Genomic DNA, 18,974 nt, shown 5'->3' on the forward strand with positions numbered 1-18,974 from the left:
CCCGGCCGGTCGTGTCCACGCGGCACAGCGTCGCCGAGGGGATGGTTCGAAAGCGTTGTGGATGTGTTGCGGTCGAGGCCGGCGGCCGTCAGGCGTACGATCGACGCTGACGAAGATGCGACGTGTCGTGATTCGGACGCGCCCGCCCTAGTGACGGATGACGGCGCCGGCGCGAGCCTGGTGCGATGCACTGGAGATCATCTGTTCTGGTCGTGGCCTGCGTCGGCACCCTCGCCGCGGGCACCGCCGGAGTCGCGAACGCGGCGCCCGGCCCGCAGGCGGCAGCGTCACCCGCGGGTACCGAACGCCATTCGGTCACCCTGCTCACCGGGGACGTCGTCCAGGTCGAACGGCAGCCCGGCGGCAAGCAGGCCGCCACCGTCCAGCCCGCGCCGGGCCGGGAGAAGATCCGGTTCCACCAGCAGGAGGTCGACGGCCACCTCAGCGTCTTCCCCGAGGACGTCACCCCGCGGCTGGGCGCGAAGCAGGTCGACCGGACCCTCTTCGACGTCACCGAGCTGATCGCCGAGGGCTACGCCGACGAGCAGTCGGCGACCCTCCCGCTGATCCTCACCTACCGCCAGGGCACGGACCTCCGGAAGACCACCGCGAAAGCCGACTTGGGCGTGACGCTGAGCAGCGTCAACGGCCGCTCCGCGCGAGCCAGCAAGGCGAACGCCGCCGCGTTCTGGGCCTCGTCGGGAGACATCGAGCGGATCTCCCTGGACCGCAAGGTCCGCGCCTCCCTCGATCGCAGCGTCCCGCAGATCGGTGCCCCCGAAGCCTGGGCCGCGGGTTACGACGGCACCGGCACCACGGTCGCCGTGCTCGACACCGGCTACGACCCCACCCACCCCGATCTCGCCGGGCGCGTGAGCGAGGCGGTCAACTTCACGACCAGCCCCGACACGACCGACCACTTCGGCCACGGCACGCACGTCGCCTCGACGATCGCGGGCTCCGGCGCCGCCTCGGGCGGCCGGCTCAAGGGTGCCGCACCGGGTGCGAAACTGCTCGTCGGCAAGGTGCTCGACGACGACGGCTTCGGCTACGAGTCCTGGGTCCTCGCCGGGATGGAGTGGGCGGCGCACTCCGGCGCCAAGGCGGTCAACATGAGCCTCGGCGGCGGTCCGACCGACGGCACCGACGCGCTCAGCCTCGGCCTCGAAGCGCTCAGCGAACAAACCGGCACGCTCTTCGTGGTGGCCGCGGGCAACGACGGCGAACAGGGCGCTTACACGGTCGGCTCGCCGGGCACCGCCGAAGCCGCGCTGACCGTCGGCGCGGTCGGCCGCGACGAGAGCCTGGCGTCGTTCTCCAGCCGCGGCCCGCGGCTGGGCGACAACGCCGTCAAGCCCGACATCACCGCGCCCGGCGTCGGCATCGTCGCCGCCCGCGCCGCGGGGACCGCCATGGGCGACGTCGTCGACGACCACTACACCGCCGCCTCCGGCACCTCGATGGCCACGCCGCACGTCGCCGGCGCGGTGGCGATCCTCGCCCAGCAGCACCCCGACTGGAAAGGCAGTCAGCTCAAGGACGCGCTGGCCAGCACTTCCCTGACCGCTAAGGGGCTTTCGGTGTTCGAGCAGGGCGGCGGCCGGGTCGACGTGGCGCGCGCGGTGAAGCAGAAGGTCTTCGCCACCGGCACGCTCGACCTCGGCGCCGTCGAGGACGGCAAAGCGCCGGTGTCCAAAGAGGTCACCTACACCAACGCCGGCACCACGCCGGTCTCGCTGAAACTCGCGCTCGAGGCCAAGTCCCTCGCCGGCGTCCCCGCCGGGGACGGGATCCGGCTCGACAAGTCCACTGTGGACGTTCCGGCCGGTGGCCGGGCGACCGTCACGATCACCGGCGACCCGGCGAAACTGGCGGCGGGCACCTACAGCGGCCGGCTCACCGCGACGGCCGGCGGGGTGGTGGTGCACACCGCGCTCGGCGCGGACAAGACCGCGCCCAAGCACAAGGTCACCCTCACCGCCCTCGACCTGCGGGGCAAGCCGACCACGGCGCCGTGGCTGCTGATGTACGGCGAGGACTACCGCTTCGACGTCAACACCTGGCTGGCCGGCGACGGCCTGACGGTCGAGCTCGGCGCGGGCGTGTACTACCTGACCGCCCAGGTCAACGGCACCGAAGACGGCCTCACGGCGTTCCAGGTCGTCCAGCCGGAGATCCGGGTCACCGGCGACACGGCCGTCGTGCTGGACGCCCGCAAGGCGGTGAAGGTGGAGATCCAGACCCCGCAACCGTCCGAACAGGCCGGGATCTGGAGCTACTACACCTACCGCGAGCTCGGCCCGCGCAAGATCGCGAACTACGCCATGCAGTTCGACTACACGCGCGAACTCCGGGTCACCCCGACGCCGAAGGTGACGACCGGCGCCTTCGAGTTCGGCTCCCGCTGGTCGAGGATCGCGCCGCCGTTGACGGTCAACGTCCTGGGCGGCCGTGACCCGCTGACGAACCGCTACCTCGCCGGGTCGCCCAAGCTGGACGGCTGGAAGTTGCTGCAGGCCGTCTCCGCGGGTCACGGCAAACCGGCGGACTTCAAGAACGTGCGCGGGAAGGCCGCGATCGTCGACCCGGACCCGGCGGACTACAACCGCGACGAGGTGTCCCGCGCCGCCGCGGACGCCGGGGCGGCGATGGTCTTCATCGTCGTGCCGGACGGCTGGGGCACCGCCTCGGTGCCATCGGACAGCGTGCCGTCGGTCAGCGCGGCGCCGTTCCTGAAGATCCCGACCGTCCAGCTCGACCGGGACGAGGGGCTCGCGCTGCTGGCCAAGATCAAGCGGTTCCCGACGTTCTTGAGCCTGCAGGGGATCGCGGTCAGCCCGTACCTCTACGACGTGGTGCAGACCGAGCGCGACCGGATCCCGGAGAAGCCCGTCCACCGGGTCACCGCGGCGAACACCGCGACCGTCACGACCCACTACCGCCAGGCCGGCAGTGGCGGTGAGGCGAAGGAACAGCGGTTCGCCTGGAAGCCGTGGCAGGACTTCGCCGTCAACGAGTACCAGCGGTACGTGACGACGCCGTCGACCCGCCAGGAGTACGTCAGTTCCGGGGACGTCCAGTGGCAGCACCGGGTCAAGCACGGCCTGATCTGGGACGAGATGTCCCCGCTCCAGGGCGGCATGACCGCGGCACCGCGCACCTACACGGGCGAGGAGAACATCACCGAGGACTGGTTCGCGCCGGTCGTCCGGCCCGCCATCCCGCGGGGTGTCCCGGGTATGGACTCCACCCGCGAAGGCGACGAGCTCCAGCTCCGGATCCCGGAGTTCGTCGACAGCCAGGCCGGGCACTACGGCTTCAACGAAGGCGACGACCAGGCCGGGCCGGCCGTCACGTCGGCGAAGCTGTTCCGCGACGGCAAGCTCGTGTCGGAACAGCCTTCCGCGTTCGGCACCTTCCCCGCCGGCGCGGACCCGGCGACCTACCGGCTCGACCTGTCGGTGCGGCGTGACTCGCCGGAGTGGCTGTTCGGCACCGGCACGCAGACGTCGTGGACGTTCCGCTCGGCGCGGTCGGCGGCACCGGCGCTGCTTCCGCTGCTGCAGCTGGACTACGCGGTCGACGCGGACGCCGGCAACCGGCTCCCGGCCGGTCGCCGGGCCAGGATCGGCCTGACCGCCCGGTTGCAGGACGGGATGGCCGCGCCGGACGTGCGGTCGATGAAGGCGTGGGCGTCCTACGACGACGGCAAGACCTGGCGCGCCGTCGACGTCAAGCGCACCGGGAAGTCCTACGAGGCCACGATCGACCACCCGCTCGGGGCCACGAACTCCTACGTCGCGTTGCGGGTGCAGGCCACCGACAACGCGGGGAACAGCGTCGACCAGACGGTGCTCCGGGCGTACGGGCTCAAATAGCGTCGCCGACGGGCTCCGGGTGCCTCCCGCCGTCACGCGGCAGGAGGTGCCCGGGGCTCGGCTCGTCCAGCCAGCCGAGCTTGCTGGCCTGCCAGGCCAGTTGCATCCGGGTGCGGGCGTCGACCCGGCGCATGAGGTCCTGCAGACGCCGCTGGACGGTCCGGTAGCTGACGTTGAGCTGGGTCGCGATCGACTTGTCGCTGACCCCGCCGATGAGCAGGGACAGCAGCCGCCGCTCGTCGGGGTCGAGGTGGGGGGTGGGCGCGGTGTCGCCGATCCGCAGCGGCGACGCGCGTTCCCAGTAGACCTCGAACAACGCGACCAGCGCGGACAGGAGGCTGCTTTCCCGGACGAGCGCGGCGGTGGGCTCGCCCGTGCTGTCGTGGCCGACCAGCGGGCACAGCGCCACCCGGCGGTCGGAGATGGCCAGGCGCACCGGCAGTTTCGGGATCGAGCGGGCGATCTCGCCGCCCTCGATCCCTTCCAGGACGTTGACGATCCGGCCGGGTTCTTCGAGCAGGCCGGTCTCGTAGATCACGCGGTACTGCACGCCGCGGGCCTGCGCCAGCGCCTCCTCGACGTTCTCCGACGCCGCCATCGCGACGTTGCCCTCCAGGCAGAACCACAGGGACTCTTCGCGGGCGCCGCGCTGGATGGCGAGGGCCTGGCGGCGGATCGCGTCCACCCCGGTGACGACCTCGACGAGCTGCGCGGAGTCACGCCGCCGCGCGCTGCCGCGGTACTCCTCGGCGAGCTGGGACACCGCGGCCCTGGCGGCCTCCAGCTTCTCCTGCCCGTGCACCAGCAGCGGGCCGAGGGAGACGTCCGGCGGCGCGGACACGTAGTGGCCGTCGGCCACGTTGACGAGCCCCTTCGCCAGCAGGACGTCCAGGATCGGCTCCACCTCGCCGCGGCCCACGCCGATCCGGCCCGCGATCTCGTCGGGCGCGGTCCGGTACCCGCCGACGATCACGCGGTAGACCCGTTCTTCGTCGGGAGTCATGCCCAGCGCTTCCAGCACAGTGCCTCCTAGCCACGCGCCAAAGGGTTTCCATCGGCGTTGACGGCTTGTCGACAACGTACAACGCGCGCTCGGCGCCAGGAGAGTGCGTCAGTCCGTTTCCCGCCCCTTCGGATCGTCGTGGCCGAGCCGGTCGGCGAGGAAGGCCAGGATCTCGTCCCTGGCGCGCAGTGTGGGGTGTCCCTGCTGGTCGACGAGGTGGGCCGTGACGACGCTGTGGGCGCAGCCGACGACCTCGCGGAAGAACGGGGGTGGCTCGGGGTTGGCCGTGTCGCCCGGGATGACGCGCCCGTCGAACGCGTCGCCCAGCAGTGCCCGGTAGGCGGCGAACCGCTTGCCGGTGCACCACCGGTCGTCGTCGAACCGGTAGGCGAGCACCTTCAGCCCGTCACGCTCGACGCGCTCGCGCACCAGCGCGGCGTCCTCGTCGCCGATCTCCAGTCCGGCGGGGTCGTCCAAGGGCAGCGAGGGGTGGTTGACCACCGGGGCGATGACGGCCGGTTCGAGGGTCATGGTGAGCGCGAAGTTGCCGGTGAAGCACAGCCCGATCGCGCCGACACCGGGCCCGCCGCACTCGGTCAGCGCGGTCCTGGCCAACCCGCGGAGCCAGGCCGTGACCGGGCTCGTGCCGCCACCGGCGAAGGCGCGGAACTCGGCGCTGACACAAGCACGGCGGACGACCTCCCGCCCGTCGGCGGTGGTCGGCACGGCGCCGTCGACACCGAACAGCGACGGGAGGTAGACCGTGAATCCCGCGTCCCGGATCCAGCGTGCCAAGCGGATGACGTCCGGGCTGATCCCGGGCATCTCCGGCATCAGCACGACAGCCGGCCCGGATCCGCCGACGTAGACGGTCTTGCCGACACCCCCGGTTTCGAAGAGCCGCTTCGAGAAGTCCGCGAGAGCTTGCGGTTCGGTAATCGCCATACCGGCATCGTCGGGCCGGGGTGACCGGGCCGGCCAGTGGCGAGATCGCCATATGTCCGGGTAATCTCGCCACCGTGGTGGCTCCGCTCCGGGTCGGTGTGCTCGCCTATCCGGGGTGCTTCGCGTCGGAGGTCTTCGGGGTTCCCGACCTCCTCACCATGGCCTCGCACATCGCCGTGCCCCAGGACTCGCCGTACGAGGTGTCGATCCTGTCGCCGCGGCGGCGCGTGGTCGCCTCCGGGAACGCGGCGATCGCGGTGGTGCCGGTGCGGCAGGTCGACGTGCTCGTCGTACCCGGGTTCGAGCTGCACCCCGGACTCGACCTGGACGCGACCCTCGCGTCGCTCGGGCCGGAGATCGCAGCCATCAGAGCCGCCTCGCGATCGGGAGCCGCGCTGGTTTCGCTCTGCGTCGGCGCGTTCCTGCTGGCCGACGCCGGCCTGCTCGACGGGCGAGCGTCGACGACGTCGTGGCTGTTCGCCGGCCGCCTGGCGGACCGTTGCCCCGGTACCGACGTCAGGCCGGAGGAACTGGTGGTCACCGACAGCGGGGTGACCACGACGGGAGCGTTCAGCGCGATGTACGACTTCGCTCTCGGCCTCGTCCGCGAGCACAACGGAAGCCGCGTCGCCCGAGCCACCGCGCGTGTCGCGCTCGTCGACGACGCCCGGTCCAGCCAGGCCCCGTACGTCGACGCGGACCTGTTGCCGGCCACGGGAAGCGAGTTCTCCCAAGGCGTCAAACGTCGGCTGGACCAGAACATGCACGAGCGCTACGACCTCGGATCGCTCGCCGCGACCTTCCACGTGAGCACCCGAAGCCTCCTGCGGCGGTTCCGCGCCGAGACCGGCCAGACCCCGCTCGGATACCTGCAAGCGGCGCGGGTGCGCAGGGCGAAGCACCTGCTCGAGACCACTGACCGGACGGTGGCCGGCGTCGCCGCCGAGGTCGGCTATCGCGACCCGGGCACGTTCAGCGCCCTCTTCACCCGCTTGACCGGGCAGCGGCCGGGGGATTACCGCGCGACGTTCAAGGCACCCGCTGAACCCACCTCGTGACGAATGGGACGACATCGTCCGCCTATCAGTATGAGAGCGCGTCTGGCCGTCGACCGACTTGCGGCATGAGTGCGTTCGACGCGGCTCAGAGGCGAGAGTCCGGGTGGCACCATCCGGTGATACGATCCATGAGATCACCGATTCAGCAGCGGTTCCCCGTCGGGTGGGAGTCCGCTCGTCGGCACTGCCGTTGGTTCAGTCGCTGTCGTCGGGCCATTTGGGTCATGCCGTGGTGCCCGGCCAGGTAGTGCCTGTCTGCTGCGGCCAAGGTGGTCGAGGATCGCGCGACCGAGCCACGGCGGCCCTACTGGCGGCGCAGCGAGCAGATCGCGCACTTGCAACATGACTGGCCGGCCGAGCAGCACTAAACCGACTCGTTCTTCCGCGCGTGTTCCTCCGTGGTGGTTCGCCGGAATCCACGCGGCGAGGACTTCCAGCAGAGGAGGAATTTTGCAAAAGACGCTTCAGGGCTTGGTTGTCGGCTTGTCGGTGGCCTTGGGTCTGACCACCGGATCACCGGCGTTCGCCGCCGACTACCTGACCAAGTTTTATGCGTGCCACACTTACGAAGTCAACGTGCAGTGTGGCCCGATCGGCTACTCGAACGTAGTCGGCACCATAAAGTGGCTCAACCGCACCGCCACGCTCGGCGGTTTCGTCCAGTTCGTCCCTGACACGACCAGTGACGTGCTGAACATCCAAGCCGTCTTCGACGCATTCAAGGGCAGCACTCGCATCGAATCCCAAACCAGGACCGTCGATCTCGTCGAAGACCAGCTGCAGTTCGGATTCACCATCGGCGACCCCGACCTCGTCGGAGGCATCGACCGAATACGCATCACGGTCGTCTACTACACCACGTCTCGAGAGAGGATTCCCGGTGACCAGCTGAACTGCTGGCGTCACACCAGCCCCACGACGAAATCGTGTGGCTGGGTGACAGGCTGATCAGCAGGTAGCTGTTGCCGGTACTCCAGACTCATCACGACGGTGGCCGGCCGGGGTAGTCCAAGTCGTGGGGCGGTATGCGTCCGGGTGGCTGACAGCGGGCGGGGTCGAGGATGACTGTCGCGGACGTCGATCAGCATCGGCTTGGCTGCGGCAGTTTGCACATGGTGCATGCGAGTGCTGATTTCGAGGCCGGTAAGTGGAGCGAGGACTACCTCGAGCAGGTTCGCGGGCTTGAGCGGGTTGACCCACTTCGCTCGCGGATCGCTGAGCTGATCGAATCCGGTCAGCGCCTGGCCGGCCGCGCCGAGTGGCTGAAGACGAATGTTCGACTTGGGGTCGAAGTAGCCGTTCGGTTCGCCATACGGATGTCTACGGTAGCTCAGCAGATTTGTTGAGAAGTGATCGTACACCAGTGAGGTAGTTAAGGCTGGCCCGGGTGTCCGGGTGATCTGAGCCCAGCACCCGGGTGCGAATGTCGAGCACAGCACGGTGCTCGCGTTCCGCTTCCTCCAACCGACCCAACTCGCTGAGCTTGAGGGCGAGAATAGCGCGGGCGGTAAGCGTTTCCGGGTGCTCCTGACCGAGCACCCGCGTGCAGATTTGCAGCACGGCACGGCCTTCGCGTTCGGCCTCTTCCAACCGTCCTAGTCTCTGGAGTATGAAAGCGAGGTTGGCGCGGGTAGTCAGGGTGTCCGGGTGCTCCGGGCCAGAGTGGTCGGTAGACCATCGCGTTGCCGCGGAGCACGCAAACAGGGCTGTCGCGAAATGTCCCTGGCTGTAGGCCGTCGTACCAATCGTCATCGCTTCGGGCCCATCGGCGTAGTCCACCGCCGCCCTCAGCGCCGACTCCGGCACGAACGTCTCCGGCGTGTTTTCCCGCTGGACGGTGTCGACCAGGTAGTCGAATACGTCGTATCCGCGCTTTGCGGATCCGGTCATCAGAGCCGTGGTCGCGCGTTGAGCTCGCAATGCCCACTCCCAGGCCACGTCCACCGGTTCCGGCCGCAACCTTTCACCACCGCGCCGGCGCAGGTACTGTCCGGCCAGTTCCTCCAGTAGCCGACTGGGCAGGGGCGGCTCCAGGCCCGCCCGGCGGGCATCAATCGCAGCGGCCACCAGGGCTGCACCCCGGGGATGCGCGCCTACGTCCCACCCGTTGCGCCAGTCGCGGAGCAATGCGGGGCCGGCTGCCAGATACTCTGCCAGCCCGTATTCCTCGCTGTGCTGCACCGCGTCGGCGATCCGGGGGTCCCAGACGCGCTCCTGGGCGCGTCGCCGTTCCGCAGCACTCAATGATCGCTCGATCCGAACCTCGTCGTCCACTAGTTCGAGTACCTCGCGGGCAGCACGGAACGCCTGACGAGCCGCGTCGTCCGCGCCTGATTCGTCGGTGAACCGGGCTAGCTCGACGGCTCGGATGGTGGCCACCACCACCGTGTGCCGCGTCCCGGACAACACGCGGACCAGCATCTGCCTGTTCAAGCCGTCCGCGCCCAGGTAGTGCTCCAGATCGTTCAACCAAACCACGCAGTTGCCTACCCGCATGCCCTGGTCCAGTCCGGCCCGCACCGCCGCACGATTCGCGGGCGCGATCACCACGTGGTTGGGCACCGTGGCCGCGACCGCCTCATAGGCCGTGCGGGACTTCCCCGCCGTGGAATCCCCGACTAGTAACACGAATCCGCCTCGCACGATCCGGGTGCGGATCTTCTCGTCGATGTCGCGAGGCACGTACACCGGCATAGTCTCTGCCACGTCCTGCGCGCTGTCCGGGGCCTCAAGGCGAGCGGCAGGGTGCACACCGAGTCGCCGGGGCTCGAGCTGCCGCACCGTTGGCAGATGCCCGCGGGTGTTCACCAAACATCCTTCCAGTATCGATAGCTCGCTTTCATCACGGCGAGTCACCATCTGCTGGTACCGCTCCGCCCACACTTTGGCGAACACACCACCGACCGCGGCCCCGGTCAAAGCCAAGCCCGCCCACCAGGAATTCTTCAGCCCGGCCGTGGTCAGCACGCCGGGAATCGCGACCACCATCGCTACGGAGATCAGCGCGAACACCGTCCAGCCTCGCCGTCTCCACCGCTGCACCCGCATCTCACCGCTCCGCAATCGCTGCATCCCACCGAGCAATGCAGTCTGCCAACCGTTCAGCCGGACCACACCTGGACATCCCGCTATCACCCGAACGCGCCCGACCCTGCAACACCAATGGACGCACGCTCGGCTGACGGAACAGACCGCGCGGGACAACCCGCGTGCACACACGCAGGGCGTCGCCAGGAGCGGATGTCTCCGCGCGTCTAGCCGACATTCTATGGATCACAGGCCCAACAATATTGAGCGAGGCGGCGGGCGAATCTCCGGCACGTGACCTCCGCCGGGCAAATGTTCTTCTACGGCCACGGTGGTTTGATGAACCCAGGCGTGAGGCGGATACCGGTGGTACCGCATGCGGCCTCGTCGCTGGTTCTTGAATGGTGCGTAATTGTCCCGCTGCGAGCGCTGCTCGGACCGCTGCTGCGCAGTCCTTCGTGCCTGCGACGGACCGCCCGGTGGCGTTGTTGTGCAGGTCCTTTTGGTTGTCGAACGCGATTGTGCTCGGGTCGTCATTCTCATGTGCGGTGGCAAATTGTTCGGCGCGTGCGGTGCCAAGACGCTTGGCCACCTGACAGTTCCACAAGACATGCCGGAAGGCATCCGCCGGGCCGAGATGCAGTCCGGCCAAGCCGCTGGACCGAGCGGCAGCCAAGGCGTCGTCGGCCATTGAATTAGCGTGAAGGCGTCGATGGGATGACGTGCCGCCGCGGCAGCCTGTCCACTTGCAGTGGGTTCAAACGTTGATCCTGACATATCTGGATCGTCTGGAACTGCGCATGTCGCGGGAGGCGGTGGATTCCCGCCACCACCGCACGGAGGGCATGGCGGGCTGACCGTAGTTCCTCGGTAAAATGAGGTGAATTTTCTGTTCAGGAACTCCATCGTGCCGGGTCCGATATCGCCGAGGGTTTCGAACCCTAAGTGTTCCCGGTGCTTCAACGCCTTCACCGCGTTCCACGTTGCTTGGTCGTACTCTTCGGTAGCGGCACTTGACGCCAAGAGCCCAAGATTGATAAGGGCGTCCTGCGCCTCTCGAACCGAAGGACCTCGCTCGACCTGTACTTTACCTGGGCGGCCAATCCCGTTCATGGTGAGGCGGGCCTCGTCGTCGTAGCAGGCCTCCAGAACGAGGTCTCCGGCGAAGCGGGGCGCGCAATAATCGTGACCATCACCGATCGTGCGCTGCACGGCGGCTTCCGCTTGTTGGACCTGCTCTCCCGAAGTGCAGTCGCAGGGCGTCGGACCGCAACGCTGGATCCCCGAGTTGGTCTTACTGTGCAAGAGTTGGGTGATCGCAGCATTCCCGGCTGCGTGCTGCAGGCCGAGAAGTGCCAATTTGCTGCTGCCAGGAGAAGGCCGCGGTCCGCGGGGACGGTGTCCCGGTACGACCTCCGGAACATCTTTGTGTCGCCACTGAGTTCCAGCCATGCTTCGAGGTTAGGAGTTCACTGGCGGGCGCCGTAGGTGCCCATCGCGCTGTACGCGAGGGCACAATTTGTCGCCCACGCGGGCAGTACGCCCGACCAGCGGCGGAATAGTGCGTTGGCATCGTCGATCCGGTCCGTTGGTGCGGGCTTTCAGCGGCGGCGGTCGAGTTGCGTGCGCAGGGCCCGGCCGAACCAGGTGAACACCGGTTCCAAGTCCGGGAGCGGAGGCCAGCCGTTGATGGTGGCCACCAGCTGCCAGTACCGCGTGACGCGGGGATCGTTGGCGATCTCGAGCCGTTCGAGGATCCACTGCTTCAGCTGGTCGTCGTCGGGCTTGGCGAACGTTTCGGCGTAGGACGCGGTGAGCGTGGCGACGATGTCGCCTGCCTGCGGCGAATCCGGTGCGATCCGCTTGGTCAGTGCCCGGCCGACGTCCTCGCGCACGGTTTCGGTGAGGTCGTGGTGCAGGCCGGTGGTGTCGCCGTCGGCGCGCTGGGCCGCCTGGTACTCGGCCATCCGTCGCACGGACGTCCGGAAGTCGTTGTCCTGGACCAGCTCCACGAGCTCCAGCCAGGCCTCGACCTGGCCGGGGGTGGCGTCGTCGGGGAGCTCGGGCATGCTCGAACGCAGCAGTTCCACCATGGCCGGGTTGGCATCGACGCCGCCGAACGTGTCGTCGATGAAGTCGTGGACGAAGCGGCGCCGTTCGGCGTCGGACAGGTTCACCAGTTTGTGCATCAGGTCCATTTCCCGAGGGGTCGAGTGCCGGTTCGCGACCGCGGTCAGCACGGCACGCCGCAGCCGCAGCACCCGGATGTGTGTGTCGAGGGCCGCCGCGTGCGCGGCCGCGACCTCGGCCAGCGAGGTCTCGTCGGCCAGCACGCGCCGGACCGTGGCCAGATCGATGTCCAGTGCGCGGAGCGTGCGGACCAATTCCAGCCGGGCCAGTGCCGTCACGTCGTAGAGGCGGTAGCCCGCCGGGCTGTGGCAGGTCGCCGGGACGATCCCCTTGTCGGAGTAGAACCGGATCGCCTTGACGGACAGCCCGGTCCGGGCGGCCAGGGCCCCGATCGTGAGGAGGTTCTCGTCGTCCATGCCCACAGCCTGCAGTCTCCCCTTGGCGGAGACTCAAACCATTACCGGGAGCGTGCCCGAGAGCAGGGCCTGGCAAGCGACCTCATCGCGGCACAAGGGAGGGGTTCCCTCACCGATGCCGGGTGGCGCCTTCGGCTGGTGTCGGGTCCACGTGTTCGAGCCTCGTCCAGCCGGTCCAGCCGCGCGTTCTCAGCAGCTGGACCAGCCGGCGAGCCGGCGGGGCGGTGTCGAAGGCCAGGGTGTCCATCAGTTCGGCGAACGGTGGCTCGACGTCGGTGTCGCTGCCACCGTCCTCGGCCATGTGCGTGATGTAGGCGGCCAGCTTGTCGGCCAGGTGGACCAGATCCGGATCGCCGTCGGCTCGGTCGAGGGCCTGTCCCAAGGTGAGGTAGAAGTCGATGAGCGGGGGGTCGGTGATCTGCGTCCGCTTGCGCGCCGCCCACTCGGGGATCCGCTCGGGCGAATGCGCGGCGAGCAGGATCCAGCCGTCCCGTTCGACCTGGACGATCCGCTCGTCGACGCCGAGCGTGCGCAGCCGGTCGAGGATCCGGACCACCTCGGCGGGCAGCGCCAGGCTGTCTCCGGAGGCGAGGCGGCGGATCCGCTGTCGCTGTCGCTGCCGCTGCCGGATTTCCGCCCGCAGCCGCTTGTCGATGTCGGTGACCGCCGCGCCGAACTCCTCGTCGCCGGCCTGGAGCAACTCCCTGACCCGCGACAGCGGGACTCCTGCCTCGGCGAGGGTTCTGATCCTGATCAGCTCGACCACGGCGCCGGCGTCGTACCTGCGGTAGCCGGAGTGGTCGCGCTCGGGTTCGGGCAGCAGCCCTTTGGCGTGGTAGTGCCGCACCGCGCGCACGGTGACTCCCGCGTACGACGCCAGTTCGCCGATGGTCAGCATCGGTCCAGTGTCCTGGGTGTCTGCGTTTCGTGGATGAGCCGGGCGATCTCCGGAGCGTGGGTGATGACGAGCCGGTGGTCGGCGTCGAGCCACGACGTGGCGACGTGCGGCCGCTCGCGCACGAGGCGCTCGATGCCGGCCCGCCAGTTCTGGTTGCGCCACCGCGTTCGCGCATCACTGCTGTTGCCCGCCATCGCGGTCGACATGATCATGTGGATCGGGCGGTCGATCTCCCGGTACCGGTCGAGGATGCCGGAGCGCACCACCTCGATCTCGAGGTTGAGGTCCAGGAAGTCTTGCGCGGTCAGGAGCACCTGATGCGCGGTGTCCTTGGCCCGCTTGAGCTCGTGCTGCAGGTTCTCCGCCATCGCGCGGAAGTCCGGCAGGTCGGCGTCGGTGACGAACGGTTCGGGCACCGGGTTCGCGCCGTCGACGAGAACGAGCCCGGCCACCGCGCCGGGATGCGCGGCGGCGTAGTGCACGGCCAGGTCCGCGCCCAGCGAATGTCCCACGAGGAGCGGCGAGCGATGTCCCAGCGCCGTCACGACGGCGCCGAGGTCGCCGAGGAAGGCCTCGAAGGTGTACCGGTCGGCGGGCGAGGAGAGCCCGTGGCCCCTGAGGTCGAAGGTCACCACGTCGTGGTCGCGGCGCAGCAGGTCGATCAGTTCGTGCAGGTCGGCCTGGGTGGTGAGGAGTCCGGGACACAGGACCAGCAGCTGTCCCCGGCCGCCACGGGAGACCGGGATCGTGACGCCGTCGTGGTGGACTTCGAAGCGGCTGGCTTGTGTGGTCATGGCGGTCATCCTGCGGGGTTGACCTTGCGTCAGGGTCAAGGCGGCAGCGGGCGACACCCGCTCATGGGCATGAGCGGATTCGTGCGCGGGCGGTCAGCTGCCGGCGGGTTCGGGCCACGACAGGCCGGCGCCGAGTGCTGCGGTCAGGCGCGTGATCGTCTGGCGGCTGGTCGGGTCGTCGACGTGCTCGGGGAGCCACGCGCAGGCGATGTACGCGGCGGCGATGGTGGCGGTGGCGCACGCGGCGGCCAGGCACTCCTCGATCTGGGCGAGGGACGGGCCAGGGCCGGCGGGAAAGCGCGCGCCAAGTAGCTCTGCGCCGTCGATCACGTCGATGTCGAGGTGGAGGTACACCGGTACCGGGCCCAGCCGGGCGAGGGCCGAAGTGATCGCGGCGGGGTCGGCGGGTACGCGTCGGACCTGGCTGGTGGTGAGGGCGTCGCGCTCGGCGGGGTCGAGGTCGCGGGCGTCGGCCAGCACGATGCTCGTGTCGGGAATCGGGCGCAGGCCGAGCGTCTCGTCGAACAGGCCGGGTGTGCGGCCGGTCAGCATGGCCAGTGCCATGCCGCCCAGGTAGCCGCTGGTCGAGATGGCCGGGGTGTTGAAGTCGCCGTGGGCGTCCAGCCACAGCACGGCCAGGTCGCGGTGGCGGCGCTGCAGCACGGCCGCCGCCGCGCGGGTGGTGGGGCAGTCGCCGGAGAGCACCAAGGGCCTGGCGGCCTGCGACACCGCGTCGGCTGCCGCCTGGTGAAGCAGGTTCATCCGGGCGGGGACCGGGCCGGCGGGCAGGGGCGGGGGAATCACCTGGGTCGCGGTGGTGGGGATCGGGAAAGCCGGGATGTGCTGGTCGAGGTGCCAGGGCGTGACGATCGGATCCCACGCGCCGTCGGTGCTGTGGTCGGCCACGAAGCGACTCTCTTCCGTTCCGGTGGGCGAGCGGGTCGAACAGCCGTCGAAGTGCTCGACTGATTCTCGCAGGGGTGAGTGCTGCCGTTTTATGCTGTGGGTCGGAACAGCGTTGTGATCCCCGACGATGCGCCGCCGCGCCCGGCCCGAGCAGGAAGCCTTCGTGACTGATCCTGAAGCCGCCGAGCCGGCCTGGTCGGTGACCGCCCACCGGGCCACCTCACCCGATGGTGTCGACACCGTGCACGTGGTGGTCGTCGGCGCGATCGATCCGAACAACGCGCCCGAGCTGCGCGCGGTCTGGACGGCCGCGGTGCGGCCGCGGGTTCCGCAGTGCCTGGAGCTCGATCTGACCGGTGTGGTGTTTTGCGGTTCCCACGGCGTGCGGAGCTTGGTGGAAGCGGCGGACGCCTGTGAAGCCGCCGGCATCACGATGCGCGTGATCGCGTCACCGCCGGTTCGGCGCGTCGCCGCCATCACCCACCTCGCCGACGTCCTCCACATCGAAGACTGAGCTGGTCAGGCGCGGAGCCCGTCCAGCATCACGACCGTGAGGTAGTCGTCGGGGCGGGCGCCCGGGCGGCAGATGACCGTGCTCAGCAGCTGCTGGACCTCGGCGGCCGGGACGTCGCCGCGCAGGGTGCCTTCCCGCTGGGCGCGCGCGACGAGGTCGGCCAGCAGCGTGTCGACCGTGTGCTCGAGCTCGGCCTGGGCGCCTTCCTCGTCCTCCGGCAGCAGGGCGGTCAAGGACTTCGCGAGGGCCAGCGGGAGGGTCGCGCAGTGCCGGATGACCGCCAGCAGCTCGGCCCACGCCGATTCCTCGCGCTCGCGGGCAGCGCGCGCGAACTCCGCCAGGTCGCGCAGGGCGCCGATCCCGATCTCGAGGGCGAGCGCTCGCCGGTCGGGGAAGTGGCGGTACAGCGTGCCGACGCCCAGCCCGGCCGCGTCGGCGATCTCGCACATCGGCACGTCGGGGCCGCGTTCGGCGAACAGCCGCACGGCTTGCGTGACGATCCGCTCGCGGTTGCGCACCGCGTCGGCCCGCATGGCTGCCTCCTCCCGAAACGGAACATCGGATTCATCTTATGCTACGTTCGCGGCACAAGGTGAATCTGACATTCCGGTTGGAGGCGTCATGCGGATCGGGCTCTACGGGACGAGCGCGGCAGGACTCGAGGGGATCGTCGAGGACATCGCGGCGGCCGAGCGGCTCGGGCTGGACAGCGCGTTCCTCCCGCAGCTGACGGCGTGGGACGCGCTGACCGTCGCGGCCATCGCCGGGCAGCGGGTCCCGCGGATCGGCCTCGGCACGGCGGTCGTGCGGACCTACGCCCAGCACCCCCTGGCGCTGGCCGGCCAGGCGCTGACCACGCAGGCGGCCACCGGCGGCCGGCTGACACTGGGGATCGGGCCGAGCCACCGCGAAGTCGTCGAAGGCGGCTACGGGCTGTCCTACGACCGGCCGGCGCGGCACGTCCGAGAATACCTGCAGGCCCTGATCCCGTTGCTGCGCGGGGAAACCACCGAATTCCGCGGTGAAACGCTGTCGGTGTCGGGGACGGTCGAGGTGCCCGGAGCCGAGCCGCCTGCCGTGCTCGTGTCCGCGCTCGGCCCGGTCATGCTCGGCGTCGCCGGCGAGCTGGCCGACGGCACGGTGACCGTGTGGGCCGGGCCGGAGGTGCTCGGCGACCACGTCGTCCCGAAGATCACCGACGCCGCGAGCCGCGCCGGGCGGCCGGCTCCGCGGGTGGTCGCGTCGGTCATGCTGTCGGTGACGGCGGCCCCGGACCGCGTCCGGGACGACATCCGGGCCCGGTTCGGTGGTGCGGGGGAGTTCGCGAGCTACCGGCGATTGCTGCGGCAGCAGGGGAAAGCCGGGGTCGAGGACACCGTGACGGCCGGCGGCGAAGACCTCGTGGCCGCCACGGTGCGCCGGTTCGCCGAGGCCGGAGTGTCGGACCTCCTGGTCAGCCCGGTCGGCACCGACGAGGAACGGCAGCGCACGCTGGCGTTCGTCGCCCGGTCGAACTGACGTCGTGCCGGCCTGTCCTCGTCCGCTCGCGGGCGGAGCGGCGAAGTCAGCGGCTCACCGCTTGGGCAATGGCGCGCAGCGTGGCGATCGGATCGTCGCCGAGGGGGTAGACGCCGACGTGGTCCGCACCCGCCTCGCGGTGGGCCAGCAACCGCGTCGCGACGGTCGCCGGGTCGCCGTGGGCGACGAGTGCGTCGATGAGGCGGTCGCTGCCGGTGCTGGCAAGGTCGTCGTCGGTGAAGCCGAGACGGCGGAGGTTGGCCGCGTAGTTGGTGACGCCCAGCGCGGTTCCGGGCGGGGCGGACCGGGCGACCGCGCGGGCGCGCCCGGCGTCGGGTTCGACCACGGCGAAATGCCCGGGCAGCACCAGTTTGCCTGCACCGAGCACCGCTCTGGCCTGCCGGGTGTGCTCGGGCGTGACCAGGCACGGGATGGTTCCGGCCGCGCGGTCGCGGGCCAGGCGCAGCATCCTCGGTCCGAGAGCGGCGAGCACGATCCGGTCGGTAGGCACCCCCGCCGCGGCGAGCTGGTCCAAATAGGACACCAGCTTGCCGTACGGCGAGGCGTACTCGCCGTGCACTTCGCGGTGCCCGATCCCGATGCCCAGCACGAAGCGGCCGGGGTGCTTGCCGTCGATCCGGTGGTAGGAGGCGGCGACGGTCTCCGCGTCGGCCGTCCACACGTTCACGACGCTCGTGCCGACGACCAGGCGCGCGGTGGCGTCGAGCAGCTCTTCGGCGAAAGCGAGGTCGGCGGGCGGCGACGCGTCCAGCCAGAGCGTTCCGTAGCCGGCGCGTTCGACTTCCACGGCGCTTTGCGGATTCACTTCGTGCTCGCGCAGGTGGGCGCCGAGCAGACCGAGATCGAGGTTCATGGTCCGACTCCAGCACCGGGGGCCGCCGCGAACCAGGGCCAGTGCCGACGCGCAGCGATAACCTGGAGGCATCGTCGCAGGGGAGGGCCGGTGGAACTACGGGCGTTGCGGTACTTCGTCACGGTCGCCGACGAGCTGCACTTCGGCCGGGCCGCGGAGCGGCTGCACATCGCGCAGCCCGCGGTCAGCAGGCAGATCGCCGGGCTGGAGCGCGAGCTGGGGGAGCGGCTGTTCGACCGCTCGCCGCGCCGGGTCCGGTTGACCGCGGCCGGGCACCGGGTCCTCGCCGCGGCCCGGGACGCGCTCGCGGCCGCCGACCGGGTCCGGACCGCGGCGGCCGGTCCCCGCGGGGTGATGCGCATCGGCACGGCCGCCGGCGTCACCGCCCGGCTGGAACGCGGGATCGACGCGCTGCGGGCGCAGTCCCCGGCGTTCGAGGTGAAGCTCGTCGACCTGCCGCAGGCGGCCCGCTTGACCGCGTTGCGGCAAGGGGAAATCGACCTGGCACTGGCCCGGGGCGTGGCCGCGGCTCCCGGTGTGCGCGTGCTGTCGGCTTGGACGGAGCCGCTGTACGCGGTCGTGTCCGCGCGGCACCCGGCCGCCGGTCGCGAGGCCGTCGGCGTCGCCGAGCTGGCTGATGGCGACTTGCGTGTCCCCGATCCGTCGGTCGCCGCCGTGCTGCGCGAAGCGGGCGTCCCGGTGCGGCCGGACCGTCCGGCCGGGACGGTCCCGGACACGATCGTCGAGGTCGGCTCGGATCCGCGGACCTGGGCGGTGCTGCCCGCCGACCAGGTGGCGGAGATCAGGTCCACGCGGGTGCGGGCCGTCCCGCTCGCGCCGCGGACGACGATCACCGGCAGCGTCGTCGTCCCGAACGACCTCCCGCACACTTGTGCAGCGGCGACGCGGGCGGCGTTCGGCGACTGACGCCGGACGGGGTTCTCGGCTTGGTCAGGACGCCGGTCACCGCGTCGGGGACGTGGGTGACGAGGGTGATCAGCTGGGGGTTTCGC

Annotated in this window: 17 protein-coding genes and 1 pseudogene; 6 read left to right on the forward strand and 12 right to left on the reverse strand. The window is 70.0% G+C overall.

The features are described from left to right. Positions 1-185: 185 nt before the first annotated feature. The gene (locus ACIQWX_RS39530; RefSeq protein ID WP_400882448.1) at positions 186-3,878 is read left to right on the forward strand and encodes a S8 family serine peptidase; all 3,693 of its coding nucleotides are present in this window, start codon (positions 186-188) and stop codon (positions 3,876-3,878) included. On the opposite strand, the gene ACIQWX_RS39535 is transcribed toward ACIQWX_RS39530, so the two are convergent. Both ACIQWX_RS39535 and ACIQWX_RS39540 read right to left on the reverse strand, forming a co-directional pair. Beyond that, on the reverse strand, positions 3,871-4,899 hold the full coding sequence (locus ACIQWX_RS39535; protein ID WP_400882451.1) for a helix-turn-helix domain-containing protein: 1,029 nt from the start codon (positions 4,897-4,899) through the stop codon (positions 3,871-3,873). The two genes, ACIQWX_RS39530 and ACIQWX_RS39535, sit on opposite strands and share 8 nt — an antisense overlap. A gap of 90 nt (positions 4,900-4,989) precedes the next feature. Continuing rightward, positions 4,990-5,826, reverse strand: a complete 837-nt coding sequence (locus tag ACIQWX_RS39540; RefSeq protein ID WP_400882454.1) for a dienelactone hydrolase family protein — start codon at positions 5,824-5,826, stop codon at positions 4,990-4,992. Between the two features lie 74 nt (positions 5,827-5,900). Here ACIQWX_RS39540 and ACIQWX_RS39545 point away from each other — a divergent pair, with 74 nt between their 5' ends. Further along, positions 5,901-6,884: a GlxA family transcriptional regulator gene (locus ACIQWX_RS39545; protein WP_400882457.1), complete on the forward strand. Its 984-nt coding sequence runs from the start codon at positions 5,901-5,903 to the stop codon at positions 6,882-6,884. Positions 6,885-7,334: 450 nt separating this feature from the next. Beyond that, entirely contained in the window at positions 7,335-7,832 is a 498-nt protein-coding gene (locus tag ACIQWX_RS39550) for a hypothetical protein (protein ID WP_400882460.1), read from the forward strand. On the opposite strand, the gene ACIQWX_RS39555 is transcribed toward ACIQWX_RS39550, so the two are convergent. From ACIQWX_RS39555 to ACIQWX_RS39590, 8 genes and pseudogenes are all read right to left on the reverse strand, one after another. Beyond that, positions 7,787-8,245, reverse strand: coding sequence for a hypothetical protein (locus tag ACIQWX_RS39555; protein WP_400882463.1), 459 nt, complete (start codon positions 8,243-8,245; stop codon positions 7,787-7,789). The genes ACIQWX_RS39550 and ACIQWX_RS39555 overlap by 46 nt on opposite strands. Next, positions 8,205-9,896 (reverse strand): tetratricopeptide repeat protein, encoded by a 1,692-nt coding sequence (locus ACIQWX_RS39560; protein WP_400882466.1) that lies wholly within the window; start codon positions 9,894-9,896, stop codon positions 8,205-8,207. Before ACIQWX_RS39560 ends, ACIQWX_RS39555 begins: the two co-directional genes overlap by 41 nt. Positions 9,897-9,933: 37 nt before the next feature. Next, complete coding sequence (locus tag ACIQWX_RS39565) at positions 9,934-10,602, reverse strand: DUF6973 domain-containing protein (RefSeq protein WP_400882469.1); 669 nt, start codon at positions 10,600-10,602, stop codon at positions 9,934-9,936. Between the two features lie 215 nt (positions 10,603-10,817). Then, positions 10,818-11,363: pseudogene (locus ACIQWX_RS39570) on the reverse strand (peptidoglycan-binding protein); the annotation flags it as partial. Between the two features lie 149 nt (positions 11,364-11,512). Then, positions 11,513-12,457 carry a MerR family transcriptional regulator gene (locus ACIQWX_RS39575; protein ID WP_400882472.1) on the reverse strand — a complete coding sequence of 315 codons (945 nt, stop codon included), beginning with the start codon at positions 12,455-12,457 and terminating at the stop codon, positions 11,513-11,515. A 109-nt stretch (positions 12,458-12,566) separates the two neighbouring features. Beyond that, positions 12,567-13,355 (reverse strand): MerR family transcriptional regulator, encoded by a 789-nt coding sequence (locus ACIQWX_RS39580; RefSeq protein ID WP_400882475.1) that lies wholly within the window; start codon positions 13,353-13,355, stop codon positions 12,567-12,569. Then, positions 13,349-14,149 (reverse strand): alpha/beta fold hydrolase, encoded by an 801-nt coding sequence (locus tag ACIQWX_RS39585; protein WP_400882478.1) that lies wholly within the window; start codon positions 14,147-14,149, stop codon positions 13,349-13,351. The genes ACIQWX_RS39580 and ACIQWX_RS39585 overlap by 7 nt, the downstream gene beginning before the upstream one ends. Before the next feature lie 93 nt (positions 14,150-14,242). After that, complete coding sequence (locus ACIQWX_RS39590; RefSeq protein ID WP_400882481.1) at positions 14,243-15,055, reverse strand: arginase family protein; 813 nt, start codon at positions 15,053-15,055, stop codon at positions 14,243-14,245. 163 nt (positions 15,056-15,218) lie between these two features. On the opposite strand from ACIQWX_RS39590, the gene ACIQWX_RS39595 reads away from it, so the two are divergent. Continuing rightward, complete coding sequence (locus ACIQWX_RS39595) at positions 15,219-15,569, forward strand: STAS domain-containing protein (protein ID WP_400882484.1); 351 nt, start codon at positions 15,219-15,221, stop codon at positions 15,567-15,569. A 5-nt stretch (positions 15,570-15,574) separates the two neighbouring features. On the opposite strand, the gene ACIQWX_RS39600 is transcribed toward ACIQWX_RS39595, so the two are convergent. Beyond that, the gene (locus ACIQWX_RS39600) at positions 15,575-16,102 is read right to left on the reverse strand and encodes a TetR/AcrR family transcriptional regulator (RefSeq protein WP_400882487.1); all 528 of its coding nucleotides are present in this window, start codon (positions 16,100-16,102) and stop codon (positions 15,575-15,577) included. Between the two features lie 88 nt (positions 16,103-16,190). On the opposite strand from ACIQWX_RS39600, the gene ACIQWX_RS39605 reads away from it, so the two are divergent. Next, positions 16,191-17,087: a TIGR03564 family F420-dependent LLM class oxidoreductase gene (locus ACIQWX_RS39605; protein WP_400882490.1), complete on the forward strand. Its 897-nt coding sequence runs from the start codon at positions 16,191-16,193 to the stop codon at positions 17,085-17,087. Positions 17,088-17,133: 46 nt separating this feature from the next. On the opposite strand, the gene ACIQWX_RS39610 is transcribed toward ACIQWX_RS39605, so the two are convergent. Next, positions 17,134-17,961, reverse strand: coding sequence for a TIGR03620 family F420-dependent LLM class oxidoreductase (locus tag ACIQWX_RS39610; RefSeq protein ID WP_400882493.1), 828 nt, complete (start codon positions 17,959-17,961; stop codon positions 17,134-17,136). 90 nt (positions 17,962-18,051) lie between these two features. On the opposite strand from ACIQWX_RS39610, the gene ACIQWX_RS39615 reads away from it, so the two are divergent. Next, positions 18,052-18,888: a LysR family transcriptional regulator gene (locus tag ACIQWX_RS39615; RefSeq protein ID WP_400882496.1), complete on the forward strand. Its 837-nt coding sequence runs from the start codon at positions 18,052-18,054 to the stop codon at positions 18,886-18,888. Positions 18,889-18,974: the final 86 nt, after the last annotated feature.

Origin of the sequence: Amycolatopsis sp. NPDC098790 (assembly GCF_044759945.1) — a bacterium.
In the GTDB taxonomy this organism is placed as follows: Bacteria; Actinomycetota; Actinomycetes; order Mycobacteriales; family Pseudonocardiaceae; genus Amycolatopsis.

Bases quoted from the DNA above. Each gene is read 5' to 3' on its own strand.
- ACIQWX_RS39530 (WP_400882448.1), top strand. From the start codon at position 186: ATGCACTGGAGATCATCTGTTCTGGTCGTGGCCTGCGTCGGCACCCTC.
- ACIQWX_RS39540 (WP_400882454.1), bottom strand. From the start codon at position 5,826: ATGGCGATTACCGAACCGCAAGCTCTCGCGGACTTCTCGAAGCGGCTC.
- ACIQWX_RS39565 (WP_400882469.1), bottom strand. From the start codon at position 10,602: ATGGCCGACGACGCCTTGGCTGCCGCTCGGTCCAGCGGCTTGGCCGGA.
- ACIQWX_RS39575 (WP_400882472.1), bottom strand. From the start codon at position 12,457: ATGGACGACGAGAACCTCCTCACGATCGGGGCCCTGGCCGCCCGGACC.
- ACIQWX_RS39580 (WP_400882475.1), bottom strand. From the start codon at position 13,355: ATGCTGACCATCGGCGAACTGGCGTCGTACGCGGGAGTCACCGTGCGC.
- ACIQWX_RS39585 (WP_400882478.1), bottom strand. From the start codon at position 14,149: ATGACCACACAAGCCAGCCGCTTCGAAGTCCACCACGACGGCGTCACG.
- ACIQWX_RS39600 (WP_400882487.1), bottom strand. From the start codon at position 16,102: ATGCGGGCCGACGCGGTGCGCAACCGCGAGCGGATCGTCACGCAAGCC.
- ACIQWX_RS39605 (WP_400882490.1), top strand. From the start codon at position 16,191: ATGCGGATCGGGCTCTACGGGACGAGCGCGGCAGGACTCGAGGGGATC.
- ACIQWX_RS39610 (WP_400882493.1), bottom strand. From the start codon at position 17,961: ATGAACCTCGATCTCGGTCTGCTCGGCGCCCACCTGCGCGAGCACGAA.